This is a genomic window from Stutzerimonas sp. R40042 (genome assembly GCF_026642215.1).
GTDB lineage: Bacteria > Pseudomonadota > Gammaproteobacteria > Pseudomonadales > Pseudomonadaceae > Stutzerimonas > Stutzerimonas frequens.
In genome coordinates, this window is record NZ_CP113258.1 from 3,909,431 (window position 1) to 3,932,323 (window position 22,893).

General features: G+C 63.5%; 18 protein-coding genes and 3 tRNA genes. 10 read left to right on the forward strand and 11 right to left on the reverse strand.

Features of this window, described 5'->3' with window-relative positions; all coding sequences use genetic code 11:
* The first annotated feature begins 139 nt into the window (after window positions 1-139).
* Window positions 140-1,129, forward strand: a complete 990-nt coding sequence (locus OUY36_RS18485) for a GlxA family transcriptional regulator (RefSeq protein ID WP_063541921.1) — start codon at window positions 140-142, stop codon at window positions 1,127-1,129.
* 145 nt (window positions 1,130-1,274) lie between these two features.
* Here OUY36_RS18485 and zapE read toward each other — a convergent pair whose 3' ends face one another.
* From zapE to OUY36_RS18500, 3 genes are all read right to left on the reverse strand, one after another.
* The gene (zapE, locus tag OUY36_RS18490; RefSeq protein WP_063541919.1) at window positions 1,275-2,369 is read right to left on the reverse strand and encodes a cell division protein ZapE; all 1,095 of its coding nucleotides are present in this window, start codon (window positions 2,367-2,369) and stop codon (window positions 1,275-1,277) included.
* 163 nt (window positions 2,370-2,532) lie between these two features.
* Window positions 2,533-3,891: a tryptophan--tRNA ligase gene (locus tag OUY36_RS18495; protein WP_267935501.1), complete on the reverse strand. Its 1,359-nt coding sequence runs from the start codon at window positions 3,889-3,891 to the stop codon at window positions 2,533-2,535.
* A 45-nt stretch (window positions 3,892-3,936) separates the two neighbouring features.
* The gene (locus tag OUY36_RS18500) at window positions 3,937-4,563 is read right to left on the reverse strand and encodes an alpha/beta hydrolase (RefSeq protein ID WP_200630475.1); all 627 of its coding nucleotides are present in this window, start codon (window positions 4,561-4,563) and stop codon (window positions 3,937-3,939) included.
* A 138-nt stretch (window positions 4,564-4,701) separates the two neighbouring features.
* On the opposite strand from OUY36_RS18500, the gene OUY36_RS18505 reads away from it, so the two are divergent.
* Complete coding sequence (locus tag OUY36_RS18505) at window positions 4,702-5,130, forward strand: YhcB family protein (RefSeq protein ID WP_063541913.1); 429 nt, start codon at window positions 4,702-4,704, stop codon at window positions 5,128-5,130.
* Between the two features lie 41 nt (window positions 5,131-5,171).
* Here the strand turns inward: OUY36_RS18505 and nadC are convergent, their stop codons facing one another.
* Complete coding sequence (gene nadC / locus OUY36_RS18510) at window positions 5,172-6,020, reverse strand: carboxylating nicotinate-nucleotide diphosphorylase (RefSeq protein WP_110775891.1); 849 nt, start codon at window positions 6,018-6,020, stop codon at window positions 5,172-5,174.
* A 413-nt stretch (window positions 6,021-6,433) separates the two neighbouring features.
* Between nadC and OUY36_RS18515 the strand changes: the two genes are divergently transcribed.
* The 3 genes from OUY36_RS18515 to OUY36_RS18525 all read left to right on the forward strand — a co-directional run bounded on the left by OUY36_RS18515 (window position 6,434) and on the right by OUY36_RS18525 (window position 10,327).
* Window positions 6,434-8,686, forward strand: a complete 2,253-nt coding sequence (locus OUY36_RS18515; protein ID WP_267935503.1) for a DUF1631 domain-containing protein — start codon at window positions 6,434-6,436, stop codon at window positions 8,684-8,686.
* Window positions 8,687-8,807: 121 nt separating this feature from the next.
* The gene (locus tag OUY36_RS18520) at window positions 8,808-8,981 is read left to right on the forward strand and encodes a DUF3094 family protein (RefSeq protein WP_073865939.1); all 174 of its coding nucleotides are present in this window, start codon (window positions 8,808-8,810) and stop codon (window positions 8,979-8,981) included.
* Between the two features lie 50 nt (window positions 8,982-9,031).
* Window positions 9,032-10,327: an NAD(P)/FAD-dependent oxidoreductase gene (locus OUY36_RS18525; RefSeq protein ID WP_133455606.1), complete on the forward strand. Its 1,296-nt coding sequence runs from the start codon at window positions 9,032-9,034 to the stop codon at window positions 10,325-10,327.
* Window positions 10,328-10,444: 117 nt separating this feature from the next.
* Here OUY36_RS18525 and OUY36_RS18530 read toward each other — a convergent pair.
* The 6 genes from OUY36_RS18530 to rluD form a co-directional block, all read right to left on the reverse strand.
* Window positions 10,445-10,520 (reverse strand) — tRNA-Lys (locus OUY36_RS18530).
* 5 nt (window positions 10,521-10,525) lie between these two features.
* A tRNA-Pro gene (locus tag OUY36_RS18535) sits at window positions 10,526-10,602 on the reverse strand.
* Between the two features lie 9 nt (window positions 10,603-10,611).
* A tRNA-Asn gene (locus tag OUY36_RS18540) sits at window positions 10,612-10,687 on the reverse strand.
* Between the two features lie 187 nt (window positions 10,688-10,874).
* Window positions 10,875-13,439 carry an ATP-dependent chaperone ClpB gene (clpB, locus tag OUY36_RS18545; RefSeq protein ID WP_063541905.1) on the reverse strand — a complete coding sequence of 855 codons (2,565 nt, stop codon included), beginning with the start codon at window positions 13,437-13,439 and terminating at the stop codon, window positions 10,875-10,877.
* Between the two features lie 171 nt (window positions 13,440-13,610).
* The gene (pgeF, locus tag OUY36_RS18550; RefSeq protein WP_267935505.1) at window positions 13,611-14,348 is read right to left on the reverse strand and encodes a peptidoglycan editing factor PgeF; all 738 of its coding nucleotides are present in this window, start codon (window positions 14,346-14,348) and stop codon (window positions 13,611-13,613) included.
* Window positions 14,345-15,319: a 23S rRNA pseudouridine(1911/1915/1917) synthase RluD gene (gene rluD, locus OUY36_RS18555; protein WP_063541901.1), complete on the reverse strand. Its 975-nt coding sequence runs from the start codon at window positions 15,317-15,319 to the stop codon at window positions 14,345-14,347. The genes pgeF and rluD overlap by 4 nt, the downstream gene beginning before the upstream one ends.
* 203 nt (window positions 15,320-15,522) lie before the next feature.
* Here rluD and OUY36_RS18560 point away from each other — a divergent pair, with 203 nt between their 5' ends.
* The 4 genes from OUY36_RS18560 (at window position 15,523) to OUY36_RS18575 (ending at window position 19,915) form a co-directional block, all read left to right on the forward strand.
* Complete coding sequence (locus tag OUY36_RS18560) at window positions 15,523-16,512, forward strand: outer membrane protein assembly factor BamD (RefSeq protein ID WP_063541899.1); 990 nt, start codon at window positions 15,523-15,525, stop codon at window positions 16,510-16,512.
* Between the two features lie 120 nt (window positions 16,513-16,632).
* A complete protein-coding gene (locus tag OUY36_RS18565) occupies window positions 16,633-16,866 on the forward strand; it encodes a PP0621 family protein (protein ID WP_110775887.1) in 234 nt (77 codons plus the stop codon).
* Entirely contained in the window at window positions 16,856-18,451 is a 1,596-nt protein-coding gene (locus tag OUY36_RS18570) for a sensor histidine kinase (RefSeq protein WP_267935507.1), read from the forward strand. Before OUY36_RS18565 ends, OUY36_RS18570 begins: the two co-directional genes overlap by 11 nt.
* 126 nt (window positions 18,452-18,577) lie before the next feature.
* Window positions 18,578-19,915 carry a sigma-54-dependent transcriptional regulator gene (locus tag OUY36_RS18575; protein WP_152481770.1) on the forward strand — a complete coding sequence of 446 codons (1,338 nt, stop codon included), beginning with the start codon at window positions 18,578-18,580 and terminating at the stop codon, window positions 19,913-19,915.
* Between the two features lie 78 nt (window positions 19,916-19,993).
* On the opposite strand, the gene OUY36_RS18580 is transcribed toward OUY36_RS18575, so the two are convergent.
* On the reverse strand, window positions 19,994-21,049 hold the full coding sequence (locus OUY36_RS18580) for a DUF2333 family protein (protein ID WP_063541891.1): 1,056 nt from the start codon (window positions 21,047-21,049) through the stop codon (window positions 19,994-19,996).
* A 214-nt stretch (window positions 21,050-21,263) separates the two neighbouring features.
* On the opposite strand from OUY36_RS18580, the gene OUY36_RS18585 reads away from it, so the two are divergent.
* Window positions 21,264-22,859, forward strand: coding sequence for a response regulator (locus tag OUY36_RS18585; protein ID WP_267935508.1), 1,596 nt, complete (start codon window positions 21,264-21,266; stop codon window positions 22,857-22,859).
* The last annotated feature ends 34 nt before the right edge of the window (window positions 22,860-22,893 follow it).

Here is a 22,893-nt window from a genome sequence, read left to right on the forward strand (position 1 = left end):
GCGTTTCGACGTGCTGTCGGACCCGGGGTTCAGCCGTCTCGACTCTTCGAGGGCTGGACAACACCGCCCAAAAATAGGACGCTCCAGCCGCAAGACGGCAGTTTCGCCCTGCTCAGCCGCAACAATAATTAGAACGCTCATGCCCAACCTCGCCTCGATACAGCACATCAGCATACTGGCCACCGAAGGGGTTTTCGCCTCGACGCTCATGCAGGCCAAGGACTTCTTTCACATGGCCAGCCTGCGCTACGGCCGACAGCTCGGGATGGATCTGACGCCGGCGTTCGAAACTCGCCTGGTCAGTCCCGGCGGCCAGGCGGTGAGCACGTTCAGCGGAACCTCCATCGCGGTGGATGCCGCGCTGGACGCTGCCGACATGGTCATTCTGCCGGCGTTCTGGGGCGACTTCGACGCGCTCTGCGCACAGTACCCCGAGGTCGCGCCCTGGTTACGCGAGCGGCACGCCGCCGGCGCAGTTATCTGCGGTGAAGCCACAGGGGCGTTCTGGATGGCTCAGGCGGGACTGCTGGATGGCCGGGAAGCGACCACCCATTGGCGCTTCGCAAACGAGTTCGTCGAGCGGTTTCCGGACGTACAGTTCAGCGCCGACAAGCATCTGACCGACAGCGACAACCTGTACTGTGCCGGTGGCACGACATCGGCCTGCGACCTCTACATGTATCTGGTGGAACGCTTCTGCGGTGCGCAGGTGGCGCAGGGCATGGCGCGTGATGTGCTGTTCGAGTTGCAGCGTAGCTACAGCCCCGGCCGGCTGGGCTTTGGCGGGCAGAAACTGCATCTGGATACCCGCATCCTGCAGATCCAGGAATGGCTGGAGACCAACTACGCGGAGAAATTCCGCTTCGAGGACGTGGCCCGCCAGCACGGCATGAGCATTCGCAACTTCATGCGTCGCTTTCAGGCCGCCACCGGCGACAAGCCGCTGCATTATCTGCAACGCCTGCGCATCGAGACGGCCAAGAGCCTGCTGGCCACAACCGGCAAAAGCATCAAGACGATCAGCTATGAAGTGGGCTACGACGATGCCAGCTTCTTCGCCCGGCTGTTCCGCCAGCACACGGAGCTATCGCCGAACCACTATCGGCAGAAGTACCGGCCGGCATCCTAGGGCAAACACGGAAACAGCCATGGCGTGCCGAAGCGGGCAGCCGACTGCAGCGGGCGGCCTGGCAGGGAGACCGCTCCGACAACAGCGCAGTAATCATGCGGGTGACCCCGGCCGCGAAGAACAAGTCTTCGCGACCGGTTCACGGTCAGGGCTTGTGCGGACGCGCCAGGTACTCGTGGGACTGCATCTCCAGCAGCCGGCTCAGGGTGCGCTGGAACTCGAACTCCAGGCGGCCACCGGTGTAGAGATCCTTCAGTTCCACTTCGGCGGAGATGATGAGCTTGACGTTGCGGTCGTAGAACTCGTCCACCAGGTTGATGAAGCGACGCGCCATATCATCCTTGGCGACGTTCATCTGCTCGACGTTGGCCAGCAGGATGGCACCGAAGATCTTGCCCAGCTCGATGTAGTCGTTCTGGCTGCGCGGGCCATCGCAGAGCTCGCGGAACTCGAACCAGGCCACGTCGTTGCCGGTCTTCACCGCGCGGATTTCACGGTTTTCGATCATCAGCGCGTCGTTGTTCACAACCCGGCAGTTCTCCGGCAGCAGGCTCTTGAAGCTGCGTTCCAGGCTCTGCTCGGCCTCGGCATCGAGGGGGAAGTGGAACAGTTCGGCCTGCTCCAGCGCACGCAGGCGATAGTCGATGCCGCTGTCGACGTTGACGATCTCGGTGTGCTTCTTCAGCAGGTCGATCGCCGGCAGGAAGCGCGCACGCTGCAGACCGTCCTTGTACAGGCCGTCCGGCACGATGTTGGACGTCGCCACCAGGCTCACGCCGTTCTTGAACAGCTCGTCGAGCAGCGTGGCGAGGATCATCGCGTCGGTGATATCAGAGACGAAGAATTCGTCGAAGCAGATCACCCGGGCCTCGTCGGCGAAGCGCTTGCCGATGATGGTCAGCGGGTTCTTCTCGCCCTTGAGGGTTTTCATTTCCTCGTGCACGCGCTTCATGAAGCGGTGGAAGTGCGTGCGCATCTTCTGCTCGAAGGGCAGCGCGTCGAAGAAAGTATCCACCAGGTAGGTCTTGCCGCGACCGACGCCGCCCCAGAAGTAGATGCCCTTGATCGGACCCTGCTGCTTCTTGCCGAACAGCTTGCCGAGCAGGCCGCTCTTGTTGCGATCGTCGGCGACCAGGTCGTCGTACAGACGCTGCAGGTGACGCACCGCGTTTTCCTGGGCGGCATCGTGGAAGAAGTCAGGACGTTTCAGGTCGGCCTGATAGCGCTCAAGAGGAGTCATGGCGGAGTCTGGGTAGTGAAACGGGGCCGACACTTTAGCGGCGCCCTCGGTGGTTGGCAATTTACTCAGGTCGTTCAAGCGTCAGCCCTCCTGGGACACCCGTACTTGGAAATCACCGCGTCGCCGAGCGCACCCATCGGCTGCGCCCGGCCAGCCAGCAGCGTTACTCGACAAGCGTGGCCAGCGCCTCGCGCACCCGCAACATGGCGGCGTCGAGCGCTTCGGCGCTCTCGTAGTGCGGGCTGTCGGCGATGCATTCGTCGTCCAGCCACAGGGTGAATTGATCGCCTTCGTCCTCGCGAAGTTCCAGGGCGTCGGGCCCGCCGGCGATCAGGCGCTGGGTCAGGCTGCCGATGGCCTTCGGATTGCTCAGCGGGCGGGACAGCAGCAGCTCCTCGCCATCAGCGGCGAAGAAGCGGAAACGGAAGGCGCCATCGGCCTCGCGGAAGCTGGCGAAGCGAGCGGTCTTGCTGGACTTCTTCCTCGCCGGCGCCGCGCTTTTCACTTCGCTGGCGAAGTTGCGCAGCCCCACCGCCTCGCGCAGCTCGCCAAGGAACGGGGTAGCAATCTTGCGCGCTTTGGCGGCTCCCGCCTGGAGGATGTCTTCCAGCTCGGCAGGCTTGGTGATGAGCTGGTGATACAGCTCGCGTGCATCGCCCAGTTCGTTTTCGAGCAGCTCGAACAGGCGCTGCTTGGCATCGCCCCAGGCCAGACCATCGAGCAGTTCCTGACGGAAGTCCGCCTGCTGCTGTGCGGTGGCGAACGCCTGGTAAAGCGTGAACAGGTGGGAGTTGTCCGGATCCTTCGGTTCGCCCGGCAGGCGCGAGTCGGTGACGATACGGGCGATCGCTGCCTTCAGCTCCTTGGCGCTGCCGAACAGCGGAATGGTGTTGTCGTAGCTCTTGGACATCTTGCGCCCATCGAGGCCGGGCAGCGTGGCGACGCTTTCCTCGATCACCGCTTCGGGCAGGGTGAAGAACTCGCGGCCGTTGCCGAACAGATGGTTGAAGCGCTGGGCAATGTCACGCGCCATTTCCACGTGCTGTATCTGGTCGCGCCCCACCGGCACCTTGTGCGCGTTGAACATCAGGATGTCCGCCGCCATCAGCACCGGATAGCTGTACAGGCCCATGGTGACACCGGCGTCCGGGTCCTCGCCGCTCTCCACGTTCTTGTCCACCGACGCCTTGTAGGCATGGGCGCGGTTGAGCAGGCCCTTGGCGGTAACGCAGGTCAGCAGCCAGGTCAGCTCGGGAATCTCCGGCACATCGGACTGGCGGTAGAAGGTCACGCGCTCGGCATCGAGGCCGCAGGCCAGCCAGGTCGCGGCGATTTCCAGGCGCGAGCGCTGAATGCGCAGCGGGTCATCGCACTTGATCAGCGCATGGTAGTCGGCGAGGAAATAGAAGGAGTCGGCTGCCGCGTCGCGGCTGGCGAGGATCGCCGGGCGGATCGCGCCGGCGTAGTTGCCCAGGTGCGGCGTGCCGGTGGTGGTGATACCGGTCAGGATGCGGGTAGTCATTCGGTCGTTTCTCGATCGTTGCGCACTGAAGAACGAAAGCAGCGGTTAAAGGCGTGGCGCGACCAGCTCTTTCAGCTCCACCAGCTTGCCGTGAAAAAAGTGGCCGCATTCTGCCACTTTCAGCAGCTCGTGGGGGTGCTGCAACTGCGCAGAAAAGGCGTACACGGACTCGGCGTCGATCACCTCGTCCTGTTCCGGCTGGATGATCGTCAGCTGGCAGTCGTCAGCCAACGACAGCTCCGCAAGACGCGACACCGCCGGTGCGACCATCATCAGCCTCTGCACCGCCACGCCCTCGGCGTTCAAGCGACCAGCGAGGCTGCCGGCAACGAATCCGCCGAACGAGAATCCCAGCAACGTCAGCGGCAGCTCGGGGTTCTGCTGACGCAGCCAGCGCAGCGCAGCCTCGGCGTCATCCACCTCACCCTCGACCATGTCGTGCGCGCCGGCACTGCCGCCGACGCCACGGTAATTGAAGCGCAGCGTACTGTAGCCGGCATCCCGTGCGGTGCGCTGCAGAGTCGAGACCACCTTGTTCAGCATGGTGCCACCCTTGACCGGGTTCGGATGACAGATCAGCGCCAGGCCGCGCGCCTGCGGCTGATCGAAGTACAGCGCTTCCAGCGCTCCGCAGGGGCCATCGATAGACAGGGGATTTTCGCGTTTCAACAAAACAGGAACTCCGTGACCTTGGGACGAGTCGACTCGTCTTGCTAACTAGCTGCCGATAACCGCCGCCTCGTGTTGCGGTATACAGAGCAGGGACGAGACGTTAACGTAAGCACAGCCGTTTATATAGAGGAAGGACTCGTGGAACAGACCCTCGCGACCTGGTTGCTCCCGATTGTCGGCCTGATCGCCGGCATCGCCATCGGTTATCTGGTGGCGCGCAGCAGCGCACCCAACCGCACACAGCGTCAGGTCGACGACCTGCAAGAGCGCTTCGACACCTATCAGAGCGAAGTGGTCACCCACTTCAACACCACCGCCAGCCTGCTGCGCAAGCTCACCCAGAACTACCAGGACATCCAGGAGCACCTGTCGGACGGCGCCAACCGCCTGGCCCTCGACGAGCCGACCCGCCAGCGTCTGATGGCCGCGCTGCACGAGGAGAACCATGGTTCGCGCGAGCGGCTGTCCTCACCGGCCTTCACCGAACCGCCGAAGGACTATGCCCCCAAAGGCGACGATACCCCTGGCACTCTGCACGAAAACTTCGGCCTTAAGAGCCGTCACTGATCCATCGCCTGGCGCAGCCGCTGCGCCAGGCTCTCCCCCTCTTACTGACGCAAGCGCATCGACAGGTCCACCGCCTGTATATGCTTGGTCAGCGCGCCGATCGAGATGTAGTCGACCCCCGTCTCCGCAACACTGCGCAACGTGTCGTCACTGATGCCACCCGATGCCTCGAGCTTGGCCCGACCCGCCGTGATCGCCACAGCCGTGCGCATGTCATCGAGCGTCAGCTCGTCGAGCATCACGATATCCGCGCCCGCATCCAGCGCCTGCTCGAGCTCTTCGAGGCTTTCCACTTCGATCTCCACCGGCTTGCCCGGCGCGATGCGATGCGCAGCGGCTACCGCTTCGGCGATCCCGCCACAGGCAGCAATGTGGTTCTCCTTGATCAGAAAGGCGTCGTACAGGCCGATCCGGTGGTTGTGGCAGCCGCCGCAGGTAACCGCGTACTTCTGCGCCAGACGCAGCCCCGGAATGGTCTTGCGCGTGTCCAGCAGGCGGACGCCGGTGCCCTCGACCATGTCAGCATAGTGCCGGCAACGGCTGGCCACCCCAGAGAGCATCTGCAGGAAGTTCAGTGCGCTACGCTCGCCGGTTAGCAGCGCCCGTGCCGGCCCTTCGAGGTGGAAAAGGACTTTGTCCGCACCCACCCTGTCCCCGTCGGCGACCTGCCAGTGGACCGCGACACGCGGGTCCACCTGACGGAACACCGCATCGACCCAGGCGGTTCCGCTGATCACCGCAGCCTCGCGGGTTATCACCGAGGCGTGAGCCAGGCGCTCAGCAGGGATCAGCTGGGCAGTAATGTCACCACTGCCGACATCTTCGGCGAGCGCGCGGCGTGCGTTGGCGTCGATTTCCGCCGACAGATCGGCAAGCGTGAGATTGGGCATGACGGGCTCCTCTGAATTGCCAGATTATAAAGACTCGGACCGCTGCACAGCGACAAGCGCACCCTCGATGAGGCCCCTCATCGAGCTTTCCTTACCTCCTGGCGGAAAAGCCGCGAGTATCTGTGAGCCAGATCATGTCCAACAAAATACCGGCCTTGGCATCGGCCTTAGATGCTTATAATGCCCCTGAAAATTGACGTCACGTAAATGGCGACATCCAGCTGACGGGACGTCGTTGTAAAACCAAAGCGCTCGGCTATGCTGCGGCTGGAATCCGGCTCGATACAAAAGTCTGCCCTAATGCGGGCTCACCGGTACCTTCGCCTTGCCCTGCCAACCTGGTTACCTTTATAAGACGCTGCTCAACATCTGGCGTGTGACCGCCTCAAACAGGCGACCGCAGGAGAGTCTCGATGCGAACCGATGCGAAAGTGGTGCACCTGAACAAGGCCGCCCCTGAGCACAAGCCTTCCTCGCCAGCCGGCCGCCTGCCGGTGGCGCTCATCAGCGTGCGCGACAAGGCTGCCCAGCAGCTGCGCCAGGCTCTGCAATCGCTGTTCGACAATGCCGACGACTCGCTCTTCGAAATCGCCGATCGCGCGACCAGCAACTCCGAACAGAACGCTTTCTTCGAGGCCATGCGCGACCTGCGCATGAAGCGCCGCAACATCGAGCGCGGCTTCCTGCAGCAACTGTTCGAGGCTTTCTCCAAGCTGAACCAGTATGAGATCGGCAAGCCACCGGCGCCGGAAACCGTCTCCTTCGACAGCCTGTCGCTGGTACAGAATGACGAACTGGAGGAGTCGGTCGCCGTCGACACCATGGTAGCGAAGGTCATGAGCCGAGCAGCGCAGCCGCTAGGCCATCTGACCACCCGCATGAATGCGCTGATCAGCAAGAAGCTCGACGACAAGAGCAACCCGCTCGGCCCGCACGCGCTTTGCGACTACTTCATCGAGGCCAGCAGCAGCCTGGGCGTCGAAATCAAGGTCAAGCTGATCATCTTCAAGCTCTTCGAAAAATACGTACTCGGCGATCTCGACCAGCTTTACGCCGAAGCCAACCAGACACTGGTGGCAGCCGGCATCCTGCCCGAACTCCAATCGGCTCTGCCGCGACGCCAGCCGCGGCCAGGCGTCCCGGCCGGCAGCCATGCACCAGCCGCCCCGTCCGGACAGGCAGTCCAGGTCGACGAGGGCCTGCAGGAGGCTGCGTTCAGCGCCCTGCACAATCTGCTTTCCGAGCTGCGTGGCAGCAGCATGCTGCCGGCCCGCAACGTTCCCAGCGATGCCATCCCGATCTCCAGCAGTGATCTGCTTCGCCTGCTGTCGCATATGCAGGCCCGCGCGCCACAGACGGTCGATGATTTCGATCTGCAGGAGCAGCTCGGCAGCCTGCTGAGCCGGGTAAGCGCCAAGACCGGAAAATCGCGCGTGGTCGGCGAGATCGATGACGATGTCATCAACCTCGTCTCCATGCTCTTCGAGTTCATTCTCGACGATCGAACCCTGCCGGATTCGCTCAAGGCACTGATTGGCCGCCTGCAGATCCCGCTGCTGAAGGTCGCGGTACTGGACAAGACATTCTTCAGCCGCGGCAGCCATCCGGCACGCCGCCTGCTCAACGAGATCGCTTCGGCAGCGATGGGCTGGGGAGACCAGGACGAAGCCCAGCGCGACAGCCTGTATCAGAAGATCGAGCAGATCGTGGCTCGCCTGCTCAACGATTTTGTCGACGATCCGGCGATCTTCTCCGAGTTGCTGGCCGACTTCCTGGCATTCGTGGGCGACGAGCGCCGCCGCAGCGAGCTACTCGAGCAGCGCACCCGTGACGCTGAGGAAGGCCGCGCCAAGGCGGAGATTGCACGCCAGGAAGTGGAGTACGCGCTGAACCAGCGCCTGCTCGGCAAGACGCTTCCGGAAGTCGTGGTACGCCTGCTGCAAGAGGCCTGGAGCAAGGTGCTGCTGCTCACCTGCCTGAAGCATGGCACCCAGTCCGAGGAATGGCAGGCAGCGTTGGACACCATGGACGATCTGGTCTGGAGCGTGACCCCACACGAGGACGATGAGTCGCGGGCACGCCTGCTGGAACTGGTCCCCAGCCTTCTCAAGGCCTTGCGCGAGGGCCTGGTTAGCGCAGCATTCGACCCGTTCTCCACCGGAGACTTCTTCACCCAGCTCGAAGCGCTGCATGTCCAGACCCTACAGCGCATCCAGCAGCCACAGCCCTCCCCGGACAACGCCGAGGCGGCGAGTGATGTCCCAGCGGAGCCTGCCGCAGCCGAAGACCGCGCACCGGCCATGGTCGAGGTGGTCGATGAGATCGTTCTGCTGGCACCTGGCGAAAGCCGCGAGCAGGAGCCCGAGGTCAGCCTTCCGGACAACGATGAAGCGCTGATCAAGGTCGACAATCTTCGGGTCGGCAGCTGGGTCGAGTTCCAGGAGGACGAAGAGCACAAGCTGCGCTGCAAGCTGGCCGCGGTGATCAAGCCCACCGGCAAGTACATCTTCGTCAACCGTACTGGCATGAAGGTCTTGGAAAAGACCCGCATGGGGCTGGCGAGCGAGTTCCAGCGCGGCGCCATTCGCCTGCTCAACGACACCCTGCTCTTCGACCGCGCCCTCGAATCGGTTATCGGCAACCTGCGCAAGCTGAAGAACACCTGATCGTCCCAACGGGCATGCCGCCCGGCATGCCTACGATCCCTCCGCGCGGCAAAGCGCCGCACTTCGCGCTTGGCTTTTGACCCTGCACAGCTAGAATGCCTGCATTCTATTCGAGGTGCCCATGCCCAGCCGCCTTAACCCCGAAGACCAGCAGCGCGTCGATGACTACCTCCGCGCACCGCAGCATCAGGTCGAACGCCGGCCGTTTCGTCCCTGGCTCCTGTTGCTCGTCGTGCTGGCCATCGTAATAGGCCTTGGGCTGTTGAGCCGTCTCCTGAGTCGCCTGGTGCTTTGAGCCCACACCGGCGCACCGCCCCGATTTCCTTGCAGCTATGAGTCATTCCCATGTCACATCGAATCGTAATCGTCGGCGGCGGTGCCGGCGGGCTAGAGCTTGCTACCCGCCTGGGCAGGACCCTGGGCAAGCGCGGCAAAGCCCGGGTCACTCTGGTCGACGCGAATCTCACCCACATCTGGAAGCCGCTGCTGCATGAGGTGGCAGCCGGCTCGCTGAACTCATCGGCCGACGAGCTCAACTATGTGGCGCAGGCCAAATGGAATCACTTCGAATTCCAGATGGGTCGCATGGCCGGTCTGGATCGCGCAAACAAGTGCATTCGCCTGGAAGCCACGCGCGATGAATTCGGCGTGGAGTTGGTGCCCTCGCGCGCACTGAACTACGACACCCTGGTGATTGCGGTCGGCAGCACGACCAATGATTTCGGCACCCCGGGGGCCGCGGAGCACTGCATCTTCCTCGATACCCGCGAGCAGGCCGAGCGCTTCCACCGTCAGTTGCTCAGCCACTACATGAAGGCGCACGCCGGCGAAAGCGGGCCGCGCGGAATCAACATGGCAATCGTCGGCGCCGGCGCCACCGGCGTCGAACTCGCCGCCGAGTTGCTGCATGCGGCCAAGGAACTGGCCGCCTACGGTCTCGATGGAATCAAGCCGGAAGACGTGAAGATCACCCTGATCGAGGCCGGACCGAAAGTTCTGCCGGCGCTGCCCGAGCGGATCAGCCAGCCCGTGCACCAGACGCTACTGGACCTGGGCGTCACGGTGCTTACCGGCGCAGCGGTCAGCGAAGTCACCGCCGACGGCCTGCACACCAAGCAGGGCGAGTTCGTTCCAGCCAGCCTGAAGGTGTGGGCAGCCGGGATCAAGGCACCGGCCTTCCTGCACGAGCTTGATGGCCTGGAAACCAACCGCATCAATCAGCTGGTGGTCGACCCGACCCTGCAGAGCACCCGCGACGAGAATATCTTCGCCTTTGGCGACTGCGCCGCCTGCCCGCAGCCGGACAGCGACCGCAATGTGCCGCCTCGCGCCCAGGCGGCTCACCAGCAGGCCTCAATGCTGGCGCGATCGATCCGCAATCGACTGGAAGGCAAGCCACTACCGACCTACCGCTACAAGGATTACGGTTCGCTGATATCACTCTCGACCTTCTCGGCCGTGGGCAATCTGATGGGCAATCTGACGGGCAACGTCATGCTCGAGGGCTGGCTGGCAAGGATGTTCTACATCTCGCTGTACCGCATGCACCAGATCGCGCTGTACGGCATGCCCCGCACGCTGCTGATGATGCTGGGCGACAAGCTCAGCCGCAGTACCGAACCTCGCCTGAAACTCCATTGACGCATCAATGGCGCACCCGCGTGGTGCGCCATCTGGCGAGCATTAAACTGCAGGCAATAAAAAAGCTGGATGCCCGTGCGGACATCCAGCTTTTCATGCTTGCCAGGCAAGCCTGTGTGGTGGGTCGTGTAGGATTCGAACCTACGACCAATTGGTTAAAAGCCAACTGCTCTACCAACTGAGCTAACGACCCAAAAATGGTCGGGGTAGGGGGATTCGAACTCCCGACATCCTGCTCCCAAAGCAGGCGCGCTACCGGACTGCGCTATACCCCGATTGGAATTTGGCTCCGCGACCTGGACTCGAACCAGGGACCCAATGATTAACAGTCATTTGCTCTACCGACTGAGCTATCGCGGAACAACTAACATTCCAGCTCCTTGGCGTTACGTTCCCGCCTCAGAGGCGCGCCATTTTACGGTTCCATACCCTGCTGTCAACCCTAAAAATGCGATTCATGACAACAGTTTGCGCCCGGCTAGCGGCCGCGATCGGCTGAGCGGACAACCGCATGGCATTCGCGATGCCATGCGGATTGCCCTTGGCCTCAATCGAAGACGATCTGCTCGCCCTCTACCCGCGCCTTGACGCTGCTGCCCGGAGCGAACTGCCCGGCCAGGATCTGCTGCGCCAGCGGGTTCTCAATCCAGCGCTGAATGGCGCGCTTGAGCGGCCGCGCGCCGTAAACCGGGTCGTAGCCGACGGCGATCAGCTTGTCCATCGCCTCCTGGCTCAGTTCCAGGCTCAGTTCGCGCTCGGCCAGACGCTTGCGCAGCCGGCCCAACTGGATCTCGGCGATGCCGGCGATCTGCTCGCGACCGAGCGGATCGAATACCACCACCTCGTCGATACGGTTGATGAACTCCGGACGGAAATGGTGCGCCACCGCATCCATCACAGCAGCCCGCTGCGCATCGGGATCGCCGACCAGCTCCTGGATCTGCGCCGAGCCCAGGTTCGAGGTCATCACGATCACGGTGTTCTTGAAGTCTACGGTCCGCCCATGGCTGTCGGTCAGACGACCATCCTCGAGCACCTGCAGCAGCACGTTGAACACGTCCGGATGGGCCTTCTCCACCTCGTCCATCAGCACCACGGAATAGGGCTTGCGACGCACTGCCTCGGTCAGATAGCCGCCCTCCTCGTAGCCGACGTAGCCCGGCGGTGCGCCGATCAGACGCGCGACCGAATGTTTCTCCATGAACTCGGACATGTCGATGCGGATCATCGCCTCCTCGGTATCGAAGAGGAATTCGGCCAGCGCCTTGCACAGCTCGGTCTTGCCTACCCCGGTCGGCCCGAGGAAGAGGAAGGAGCCGCTCGGCCGGTTCGGGTCAGCCAATCCGGCGCGCGAGCGGCGCACGGCGTTGGCCACCGCCACAACCGCCTCGTGCTGGCCGATGACACGGGTGTGCAGCATGTCTTCCATGCGCAGCAGCTTGTCGCGCTCGCCCTCGAGCATCTTCGACACAGGAATGCCGGTCCACTTGGAGACCACCTCGGCGATCTCCTCGTCGGTCACCTTGTTGCGCAGCAACTGGTTTTCCTTCTTGCCGTGCTGGTCGACCATTTCCAGGCTGCGCTCGAGGTCGGGAATGATGCCGTACTGCAACTCGGCCATGCGCGCCAGGTCGCCCTTGCGCCGCGCCGCCTCGAGGTCGGCCTTGGCCTGCTCGATCTTCTGCTGGATCTGCGCGGAGCCCTGGACCTCGGCCTTTTCCGACTTCCAGATTTCCTCCAGGTCCGAATATTCCTTCTCCTGCTTGGCGATATCGTCCTCGAGCTTGGCCAGGCGCTTCTTGGTGGCTTCGTCGTCCTCTTTCTTCAGCGCCTCACGCTCGATCTTCAGCTGGATCAGCCGGCGGTCGAGACGATCCAGCTCTTCCGGCTTGGAGTCGATCTCCATGCGGATGCGGCTGGCGGCCTCGTCGATCAGGTCGATCGCCTTGTCCGGCAGCTGACGATCCGTGATGTAGCGATGGCTGAGCTTGGCCGCGGCGATGATCGCGCCGTCGGTGATGGTCACGCCGTGGTGCACCTCGTAGCGCTCCTTGAGGCCGCGCAGGATGGCAATGGTGTCCTCCTCGCTCGGCTCGTCCACCAGCACCTTCTGGAAGCGCCGTTCCAGCGCGGCATCCTTCTCGATGTACTGGCGGTACTCGTCCAGCGTGGTGGCGCCGACACAGTGCAACTCACCCCGGGCAAGAGCGGGCTTGAGCATGTTGCCGGCATCCATGGCGCCCTCGGCCTTGCCAGCACCGACCATCGTGTGCAGCTCGTCGATGAACAGGATGACCCGGCCTTCCTGCTTGGACAGCTCGTTGAGCACGGCCTTGAGACGCTCCTCGAACTCGCCGCGGAACTTGGCACCGGCGATCAGCGAGCCCATGTCCAGCGCCAGCAGACGCTTGTCCTTCAGGCCATCCGGCACCTCGCCATTGACGATGCGCTGGGCCAGACCTTCGACGATGGCGGTCTTGCCGACACCGGGCTCGCCGATCAGCACCGGGTTGTTCTTGGTGCGCCGTTGCAGGACCTGAATGGTGCGGCGGATTTCGTCGTCACGGCCGATCACCGGATCGAGCTTGCCCTCCTCGGCGCGCTTGGTCATGTCGACGGTGTACTTGTCCAGCGCCTGACGCGACTCCTCGGCATTGGGGTCATTGACCGCCGCGCCACCGCGCAGGTTGCTGATGGCGTTCTCCAGGGCCTTCTTGCTCACGCCCTGGGCCAGCAGCAGCTTGCCCAAACGGGTGTTGTTGTCCAGCGCGGCAAGCAGCACCAGTTCGCTGGAGATGTACTGGTCGCCCTTCTGCTGGGCGAGGCGATCGGCCTGGTTGAGCAGACGCGCCAGATCCTGCGACAGGTTCATGTCACCGGTGGGGTTCTGCAGCTTGGGCAACTGGTCCAGCTCCTTGGTCAGGGCTTGGCGCAGCGCGTTGATGTCGAAGCCGACCTGCATCAGCAGGGGCTTGATCGAACCGCCCTGCTGCTCCAGCAGGGCCTGCATCAGGTGCAACGGCTCGATGGAAGGGTGATCCAGGCCAACGGCAATGGATTGGGCATCGGAGAGCGCAAGCTGAAGCTTGCTGGTCAGACGATCGATACGCATGGATGTTCATCCTCAAGTAAAGCGGGCCGGCACCATGAATCGCGCCTTACAAATAGCCCGCGAGATGGAGCATAGATGAGGATGATTGTTGGAGATTCAAGGCGGATGACATTGATGCAGGTCATGCCGGGACCGCGGAGTCACGGCGCTATCGAACCGCTAGCCGCAGGATCAAGGCTCCAGCCAGATCAGGCTGGCGAAGCGCCCCGTGCGTGACGCGCGACGATAGGAATAGAAACGCGGATCGCTGAAGGTGCACAAGCCACCGCCATAGACGGCTTCGACTCCGACCGCGGCCAGGCGAATGCGCGCGAGCTGATACAGATTGGCCATGAAGCGCCCCTCGTTGCGGCTCGGCAGGAATGCCACCGCAGCCGCGGGATGCTGCGCGACGAATGCCTCGCGCACCTCGCCGCCCACTTCGAAGGCAGCGGGCCCGATCGCCGGCCCCAGCCAGACCAGTACCTCTTCAGGGCGAAGCGCCAGCGCCTCGAGCGTTGCTTCCAGCACGCCACCAGCCAGCCCGCGCCAGCCCGCGTGCGCCGCCGCGACACGACTGGCGGCGCGGTCGCAGAACAGCACCGGCAGACAGTCTGCGGTGAGCACCGCGCACGCCTCGCCAGGCGCCTCGCTCCAGCTGGCATCGGCGGTGGCGCAAGCACCAGGCGCAGCCCTGACCGCCACGCTGGAATGCACCTGCTCCAGCCAGAGCGGCTGACAGCCCAGCGCATCGCGCAGGTGCTGGCGATTCCAGGCCACCGCCGCCGGGTCATCTCCGACATGATCGCCGAGATTGAAACTGTCGAACGGCGCCGCGCTGACGCCACCCTGGCGCGTCGTCACGCAGGCGCGAACGCGGGCCGGTGCTGGCCAGTCAGGCAGCAGCCAATCCGCGTTCCAGCTGGTCACCCGACGAAGGCCTCGCGATCCTGCTGCAGCAGCGTCAGCAGCCAGACGAAGTCGTCCGGCAATGGCGACTCCCACTTCATGCGCTGCCCGGTCACCGGATGATCCAGCTCGAGGAAGCGCGCGTGCAGCGCCTGCCGCGGGAACTCGCGCAGCGTCTGCACCAGCGTCGGATTGGCCGCCGGCGGAATACGGAAACGCCCGGCGTACAGGGGATCGCCAACCAGCGGGTAGCCGAGGTGGGTCATGTGCACACGAATCTGGTGGGTACGCCCGGTTTCCAGCTTGACCCGCACATGAGTGTGCGAACGAAAGCGCTCGAGTACGCGATAGTGGCTGATCGCCGGCTTGCCCCCCTCCACCACCGCCATGCGCTGGCGCTGCTGGCCGTGACGACCTATCGGCGCATCGACCGTGCCGCCGGTGATGATCACGCCGATGACGATGGCCTCGTAGATGCGGCTGACACTGCGCGCCTGCAGCTGCTCGACCAGGCGGGTCTGTGCCTGCAGCGTCTTGGCCACCACCATCAGGCCGGTGGTGTCCTTGTCCAGACGATGCACGATGCCGGCGCGTGGCACGTTGATCAGATCTGGCACGTGATGCAGCAGCGCATTGAGCAGCGTGCCGTCGGCATGCCCGGCTGCGGGATGCACCACCAGCCCGGCCGGCTTGTCGATCACCAGAATCTGATCATCCTCGTAGACGATGTCGAGCGGAATGTCCTGCGCGACCCACTCGCCCTGCGCCTGCTGTTCGGCGCTCAGCTCGAGCACCGCACCGGCATGCACGGTGTCGCGGGGGCGCAGCACGGCGCCATCCACCGTCAGCAGACCATCCTTGATCCAGGCCGCAAGGCGTGAACGCGAATGTTCGGAAAAGAGCTGCGCCGCGACCTGATCGAGACGTTGTCCGCCCAGGTCGAACGGCACCTCGGCGCGGAGTTGGATGGCCTGTTTGGAGATCGTGGACATACGGCGAGATAGATTCGTCAGAGAGAGGCGAGCGGCATCCACTGCTGATGGATGCCTGGGGACCGCCGATGGCGGCGCGGCCTTTGGTTTCGGCTACACGCTTGTGTTTAAATACAGCGTCTTTGTCCCGGCGCACCGGGGCGCTCATCATAACAGGACGGCTCCGCGCGAGACAGCCAGCCGTCACAGGGACGCAAGCCGCCATGCAAGTGAAACACCTGCTGCTGATCGCCATTCTCGCCCTAACCGCCGCCTGCTCCTCCAACGAAACCGTCGATGAGAATCTGGGTGAGGTCGAGCTGTACCAGCAAGCACAGGCCGACCTGGACAACAAGAGCTATACCAGCGCAATCAGCAAGCTCAAGGCGTTGGAGTCGCGCTACCCCTTCGGCCGCTTCGCCGAGCAGGCCCAGCTCGAGCTGATCTACGCCTACTACCGCAACGTCGAGCCGGAGGCCGCGCGCTCGGCAGCAGAGCGCTTCATCCGCCTGCACCCGCAGCATCCGAATGTGGATTACGCCTACTACCTCAAGGGCCTGGCCTCATTCGATCAGGATCGTGGCCTGCTAGCCCGCTTCCTGCCGCTGGACATGACCAAGCGCGACCCCGGTGCCGCGCGTGATTCGTTCAACGAGTTCGCCCAGCTCACCAGCCGCTACCCCAACAGTCGCTACTCCCCCGACGCTAAGGCGCGCATGGTCTATCTGCGCAACCTGCTGGCGGCCAATGAAATCCATGTCGCGCATTACTACCTCAAGCGTCAGGCTTATGTAGCGGCGGCCAACCGCGGCCGCTACGTAGTGGAGAACTTCCAGGGGACGCCCGCGGTGGCCGACGGCCTGGCAGTGATGACCGAGGCGTACCAGCGCTTGGGCCTGGATGACCTCGCCGAGTCCAGCCTGAAAACCCTGCAACTTAATTATCCCGATCACGCCACTCTGGAAGACGGCAAGTTCACTCCCGTCGAGCGCGAAGAAGACACTCGCAGCTGGCTGAGCAAGGCAACACTGGGCCTGATCGAAGGCGAAGCGCCGCGCCCCGACACTTCCCGCGCCAACCGCGACGTGTTGCGCCAGTACGAGAACGCCGCACGTGACCTGCCCGATGAACTGCGTCCCGTGCTCAAGGAAGTGGAGCAGCAGGAGCCGAAGCGCTCCTGGTGGAGCCGCCTGACTTTCGGCCTGTTCGACTGACTGGACTGACCTGACGTCGCCCCGACGAGCCCCGCGCACGTCGCTGGCGGCGCAAAGGGCCTGGATCGGCCCTGGCTCGAACGATCGCCGGTCGTCACGCTTAAAGGGGAAGGAAACGATATGGGGCTGTTTCGACTGCTGTTCTGGATCGCACTGATCGCCGCCGCCTTCTGGCTCTGGCGGCGCCTGACCCAAAAGAAGGCACCTACCACACAGCAACAGGGCAGCCTGCCGATGGTCCGCTGCGCCCAGTGTGGCGTGCATGTACCGCAGGATCAGGCGCTGCAGTCCCAAGGACGCTGGTACTGCAGCCAGGCCCACCTGGAGCAGGACAGCACGCCTGGTGGGCACTGAAAACCTCGCTTTTCTCGGCGATCAAGGGCGACGCATCCTCCGCCTGTATCACCTCTATCGCCTGACCATCGGCCTGGCACTGGTACTGCTGATAAGCAGTGACCTGCACAACGACCTGCTGCAGATGAGCAATCCGCAGCTGTTCCAGTACGGTGCCTGGCTCTATCTGATCCTGAACATCGTGGTCGCCGTGCTGGTGCAGAACCCTGCGCGTGACCTGCCTGTACTCGGCCTGGCACTGATGGACGTGATCCTGCTGTCCGGCCTGTTCTATTTCGGTGGAGGCACGCCGAGTGGAATCGGCAACCTGCTGATCATTGCCGTCGCCATCGCCAACATCCTGCTGCGCGGGCGCATCGGGTTCTTCGTTGCCGCCGTGGCAGCGATTGGCCTGATCTACCTGACCTTCTATCTCAGCATCAGCCGGCCTGAAGCCAGCAGCCAGTATGTCCAGGCCGCCGCGCTCGGCACCCTCTGTTTCGCTGCCGCGTTTCTCGTGCAAGGCCTCACGCGGCGCCTGCAGGCGAGCGAAAATCTGGCACGCCAGCGCGCCGAGGACGTCGCCAACCTCGAAGCACTCAACGCGCTTATCCTGCAGCGCATGCGCACCGGCATCATGGTGCTGGGCCCCCAGGAACGCGTGCTGCTGGCCAACCAGGGCGCGCTGCAGCTACTCGGCCAGGACGAGTCGCTGACCGGCGAGCGTCTCGCCCCGCGCTGCCCGGAGCTGCTCAAAGCCCTGCGACAATGGCGCGGCAATCCCACCCTGCGCCCGCAGAATCTCAAGGCAACGCCGGGGGGCCCGACGCTCCAGCCGAGCTTCGCCGCCCTGCAACATGGCAACAAGCTCGACACCCTGGTCTTTCTCGAGGATATCTCGCAGATCGCGCAGAAAGCGCAGCAGCTCAAGCTCGCATCTCTCGGACGACTCACCGCCAGCATTGCCCACGAGATACGCAACCCGCTGGGCGCCATCAGCCATGCCGCACAGCTGCTTCAGGAGTCCGAGGAGCTGGACGGCCCGGACCGCCGCCTGGCGCAGATCATTCAGGACCACTCTCGACGCATGAACCTGGTCATCGAGAACGTCCTGCAACTCTCGCGGCGCCGGCAGGCCGAGCCACAGTTGCTGGACCTCAAGTACTGGCTGCATCGCTTCGCGAGCGAGTTCCGCCAAGGCCTGACCCCACAACAGACGGTGCATGTGGAAACGATCGGCAGTTCGCTGCAGACCCGCATGGACCCCAATCAGCTGACCCAGGTGCTGACCAACCTGGTGCAGAACGGCCTGCGCTACAGTGGGCAGCAGCATTCGCAGGCGCAGGTCTGGCTGCGACTTTTCCGCGACGAGCAGAGCGATCTGCCGATCGTCGAGGTGCTCGATGACGGCCCCGGCATTGCTGCCGACCAACTGCACAACGTGTTCGAGCCGTTCTTCACCACCGAGAGCAAGGGCACCGGCCTGGGGCTTTACATCTCGCGAGAACTTTGCGAGAGCAATCAGGCTCGACTGGATTATCGCGAACGGCCCGAAGGCGGTAGCTGCTTCCGCATCGTCTTCGCCCACCCGCGTAAGCTGAGTTGAGCTCGCCGCTTGCCGGCAGCGCATCACACATCGACCAAAGCGACAGCCACGGCGACCCTCGGCGGGGTTAACATGCTGCCTGCCCCTTAGCCGGGGACACCCGCTTCACGAATCAAGAGCAAGACCATGACCGCGCGCCAGAAAGCATTGATCATCGATGACGAGCCCGATATCCGCGAGTTGCTGGAGATCACCCTCGGGCGCATGAAGCTCGATACCCGCAGCGCCCGCAACCTCAAGGAAGCGCGCGAGTGCCTGGCACGCGAGCACTATGATCTGTGCCTGACCGACATGCGCCTGCCCGACGGCAGCGGCTTGGATCTGGTGCAGTACATCCAGCAGCAGCATCCACAACTGCCGGTGGCGATGATCACCGCCTATGGCAGTCTCGACACCGCCATTGGCGCCCTGAAGGCCGGCGCTTTCGATTTTTTGACCAAGCCTGTGGACCTCAACCGCCTTCGCGAACTCGTCAGCACCGCCTTGCGACTGCGCGCACCGGCGGCCGAATCGCCAGTGGACAATCGCCTGCTCGGCAGTTCGCCGCCGATGAAGGTCCTGCGCAAGCAGATCGGCAAGCTCGCCCGCAGCCAGGCACCGGTCTATATCAGCGGCGAATCGGGCAGCGGCAAGGAACTGGTGGCTCGCCTGATTCACGAACAGGGCCCACGCAGCGACAAGCCCTTCGTGCCGGTCAACTGCGGCGCGATCCCTTCGGAACTGATGGAAAGCGAGTTCTTCGGCCACAAGAAGGGCAGCTTCAGTGGCGCCATCGAGGACAAACCCGGACTGTTCCAGGCGGCCAATGGCGGCACGCTGTTCCTCGACGAAGTGGCGGACCTGCCGCTGCCGATGCAGGTCAAGCTGCTGCGCGCCATCCAGGAAAAGGCCGTACGCGCGGTCGGCGGTGCGCAGGAAGTGATGGTCGACGTCCGCATCCTCTGTGCCACCCACAAGGATCTGGCCAGCGAAGTGGCCGCAGGCCGCTTCCGCCAGGACCTGTATTACCGCCTGAACGTCATCGAACTGCGTGTGCCGCCACTACGCGAGCGCCGTGAAGACATCGGCCTGCTCGCCGATGCCATGCTGCGCCGGCTGGCACAGGAATGCGGCGACAGCAGTGCCCGGCTGCATCCTGATGCCCTGGCGAAGCTGGAAAACTATCGTTTCCCGGGCAACGTGCGCGAACTGGAGAACATGCTCGAGCGGGCCTACACGCTCTGCGAAGACGACGAGATCAAGGCCGGTGACCTCCGTCTAGCCGACAGCCCGGGCCTGTCGGAGAACGGCGAAGCCAGTCTGGCGCAGATCGATAACCTGGAAGACCACCTGGAAGAGATCGAGCGCAAGCTGATCATGCAGGCCCTTGAGGAGACCCGCTGGAACCGCACCGCGGCGGCCCAGCGGCTTGGCCTGACCTTCCGCTCGATGCGCTACCGGCTGAAAAAGCTCGGCCTGGATTGAACGCAAGCCCAAGTCAGCATCGAATCAGTCAGACACGACGCTCACCTGAAGCTTGCCGCTTACCGCTTGTAGCTCAACTTACCCCTGCGACAGCAGGTTGCGCAGATCGATGATCGCCGCGTTGGCGCGGGAGATGTAGTTGGCCATCACCAGCGAGTGATTGGCCAGCACGCCGTAGCCGCTGCCATTGAGCACCATCGGACTCCACAGCGGCTCCTGCGCTGCCTCCAGCTCGCGAATGATCTGCCGTACGCTGATCGTGGCGTTCTTCTTGGCCAGTACGTCGGCGAAGTCCACCTCGATCGCCCGCAGCAGATGCGAAAGCGCCCAGGCCTGACCACGCGCCTCGAAGAAGACATTGTCGATCTGCATCCAGGGGGTCTCCACCACCTGCTCCTTGACCTGCGGCACGATGCCGGCCCGCTCCTGTTCCGGTGCGATGTCGGTATCCAGCCGCACGCGGCCGACGGAAGCCGAGAGACGTTGGGACAGCGAGCCCAGTCGCGTCGCCGCGTCGCCCAGCCAGTTGTTCAGATTATCGGCGCGGGTATAGAACAAGGCCTTTGGCGCCGGGTCGCTCAGCCGTGCTAGATAGCGATCGAGGGCGCGAATGCCGTTGCGATACTCGGATTCCGACGCCGGCAGCGTCCAGCTGCGGTTATCGAAATTGAACAGCGGCTCGGCCTTGGCCAGGTCCGGATCCTCGGTCGACTGCGATTGCGAACGAGCGAAGTCCTTGCGCAACGCACGCGCCAGGTCGCGAACCTGCACCAGCACGCCGTACTCCCAGCTCGGCATGTTGTCCAGCCACAGTCCAGGCGGCGCAATATCGTTGCTCAGATAACCGCCGGGCTTGTCCAGCAACGTGCTGGCCACCCGCTTGAGCGTTTCCACAGTGGTGTAGCCGCTGACCAGCTGCAGCTGTGCCGCCTCGGCGCTCTGGCGCGCATGCTGCTGCACAGGGAAGAGGTCGGGCTCGCGGCTCCAGTACCAGCCCACGAGCAAGGTCACCAGCAAGTAGAGGCCCACCAGAGCGGCGAGGACCAGTAGAAGCGGGTTACCACCCTGACGGGCGGTCCCGGCCGAGCCGTTCGTGCGACCGATACGGGCGAAACGATTCTTCCAGTCCAACATGTGTTATGTGTCCTTCTCGCGGATTCGGGAGTTCGACCGCAGGCAGCCGGGGGCGTTGCGGAGAGTTTTCTTACTATAACGCAGCGTCCCGCCGTGCTCAGTGTCAAATTGAGAACCACTACCGCGCGACGCACTTCCAAAGCGCACGAGCGGTGATAGCATGCCGCCACTACAAAGCACCGAGGCAGCGCACCGGGTGCACAGGAATTTCGTCATGTCGGATCAGGAAGAACTCAAGCAGCACTTTGCCCAACGGGTCATTCATCAGGCTCGCGAGGTGCTCGAAGTCTGGCAGCAACTGCAGCGCAGCGAATGGAACGATGGCTACCATACGGCCCTTACCGAAGCGACCTCCCGCCTTCGGCGATTTGCCGACCGCTTCGAGCAGACCGAGCATGCCGAGCTGGCGCTGAACATCGAGGATTGCCTCGGCGACATCAGGGACAACCGCGGCCGCCTGTCCAGCAGCACCATATCTACGCTCAGCCAGCTGATCTACCGCCTGGCGCGGACCGGCCTGCGCCATAACGACCCGCACAACCAGTCCTTCCTGCCACCGTTGAGCAAACCGGTGTACATCGCACTGCAGGATCAGGAGCGCGCTGAGCATCTGGTGCGTCAGCTGGACTTCTTCAGTATGTCTGCGCAGGCGTTCGGCAATGTCGCGGCGTTTCGCGCCGCTATGCATCGCCGCCACCCTTCCGCCATCGTCATGGAAGTCGATTTCAACGGCCCAGACGAAGGCCTGCGGCTGGCCGAGCAAATCCAGCAGGGACTCGAGGCGAAGCTGCCATTGCTGTTCTTCAGCCACTGCGAAACGGATACGCCGACCCGGCTTGCCGCCGTTCGTGCCGGCGGTCTGGAGTTCTTCACCGGCACCCTGGATGCCAGCAGTCTGCTGGAGAAGATCGAGATATTCACCCGCACGGCACATTACGAACCGATCCGCGTATTGATCGTCGACGATTCCCGAGCCCAGGCAACGCATACCGAGCGCGTACTGAACAACGCTGGCATCGTCACCCACACCCTGCTGGAACCGATCCAGGCGATTGGCGCGTTGGCCGAGTTCCAGCCCGACCTGATCATTCTCGATATGTACATGCCCGAATGCCTGGGTACCGAACTGGCCAAGGTGATTCGCCAGCATGAGCGCTATGTCAGCGTCCCGATCATCTACCTGTCCGCCGAGGACGATCTGGACAAGCAGCTCGACGCCATGGGCGAAGGCGGCGACGACTTTCTCACCAAGCCGATCAAGCCAAGCCATTTGATCGCAACCGTGCGCACCCGCGCCACCCGCGCGCGAAGCCTGAAGGCACGCATCGTGCGCGACAGCCTGACCGGCCTGTACAATCACACCCACAGCCTGCAATTGCTCGAGGACGCGCGTTTCCGCGCCCGGCGCGACGACCGTCCGCTCAGTTTCGCGATGCTCGACATCGATCACTTCAAGCGCGTCAACGACACCTTCGGCCATCCCATGGGCGACCGTGTCATCAAGAGCCTCGCGCTGTTTCTCAAGCAACGCCTGCGCAAGACCGATCACATCGGCCGTTACGGTGGTGAGGAGTTCGCCGTTGTGCTCCCCGACACGCCCGCCAGCGCGGCCTGCAAGGTACTCGACGATATCCGCCAGCGCTTCGCCGAGATCCACTTCCCCGCGCAACCGGAGGACCTGAGTTGCACTTTCAGCTGCGGCGTGACCGAGCTGACCGCGGATGCCGAGGTCAAGACACTCACTCAGCAGGCGGACGAAGCGCTCTACCGAGCCAAACACGGCGGTCGCAACCGCGTCGAACGTTACTGAGACAGGGCTCGCCGGCAACACCCGGGGAGTGGCC

Bases quoted from the DNA above. Each gene is read 5' to 3' on its own strand.
- OUY36_RS18485 (WP_063541921.1), top strand. From the start codon at position 140: ATGCCCAACCTCGCCTCGATACAGCACATCAGCATACTGGCCACCGAA.
- zapE (WP_063541919.1), bottom strand. From the start codon at position 2,369: ATGACTCCTCTTGAGCGCTATCAGGCCGACCTGAAACGTCCTGACTTC.
- OUY36_RS18495 (WP_267935501.1), bottom strand. From the start codon at position 3,891: ATGACTACCCGCATCCTGACCGGTATCACCACCACCGGCACGCCGCAC.
- nadC (WP_110775891.1), bottom strand. From the start codon at position 6,020: ATGCCCAATCTCACGCTTGCCGATCTGTCGGCGGAAATCGACGCCAAC.
- OUY36_RS18515 (WP_267935503.1), top strand. From the start codon at position 6,434: ATGCGAACCGATGCGAAAGTGGTGCACCTGAACAAGGCCGCCCCTGAG.
- OUY36_RS18520 (WP_073865939.1), top strand. From the start codon at position 8,808: ATGCCCAGCCGCCTTAACCCCGAAGACCAGCAGCGCGTCGATGACTAC.
- OUY36_RS18525 (WP_133455606.1), top strand. From the start codon at position 9,032: ATGTCACATCGAATCGTAATCGTCGGCGGCGGTGCCGGCGGGCTAGAG.
- clpB (WP_063541905.1), bottom strand. From the start codon at position 13,439: ATGCGTATCGATCGTCTGACCAGCAAGCTTCAGCTTGCGCTCTCCGAT.
- rluD (WP_063541901.1), bottom strand. From the start codon at position 15,319: ATGTCCACGATCTCCAAACAGGCCATCCAACTCCGCGCCGAGGTGCCG.
- OUY36_RS18560 (WP_063541899.1), top strand. From the start codon at position 15,523: ATGCAAGTGAAACACCTGCTGCTGATCGCCATTCTCGCCCTAACCGCC.
- OUY36_RS18565 (WP_110775887.1), top strand. From the start codon at position 16,633: ATGGGGCTGTTTCGACTGCTGTTCTGGATCGCACTGATCGCCGCCGCC.
- OUY36_RS18575 (WP_152481770.1), top strand. From the start codon at position 18,578: ATGACCGCGCGCCAGAAAGCATTGATCATCGATGACGAGCCCGATATC.
- OUY36_RS18580 (WP_063541891.1), bottom strand. From the start codon at position 21,049: ATGTTGGACTGGAAGAATCGTTTCGCCCGTATCGGTCGCACGAACGGC.
- OUY36_RS18585 (WP_267935508.1), top strand. From the start codon at position 21,264: ATGTCGGATCAGGAAGAACTCAAGCAGCACTTTGCCCAACGGGTCATT.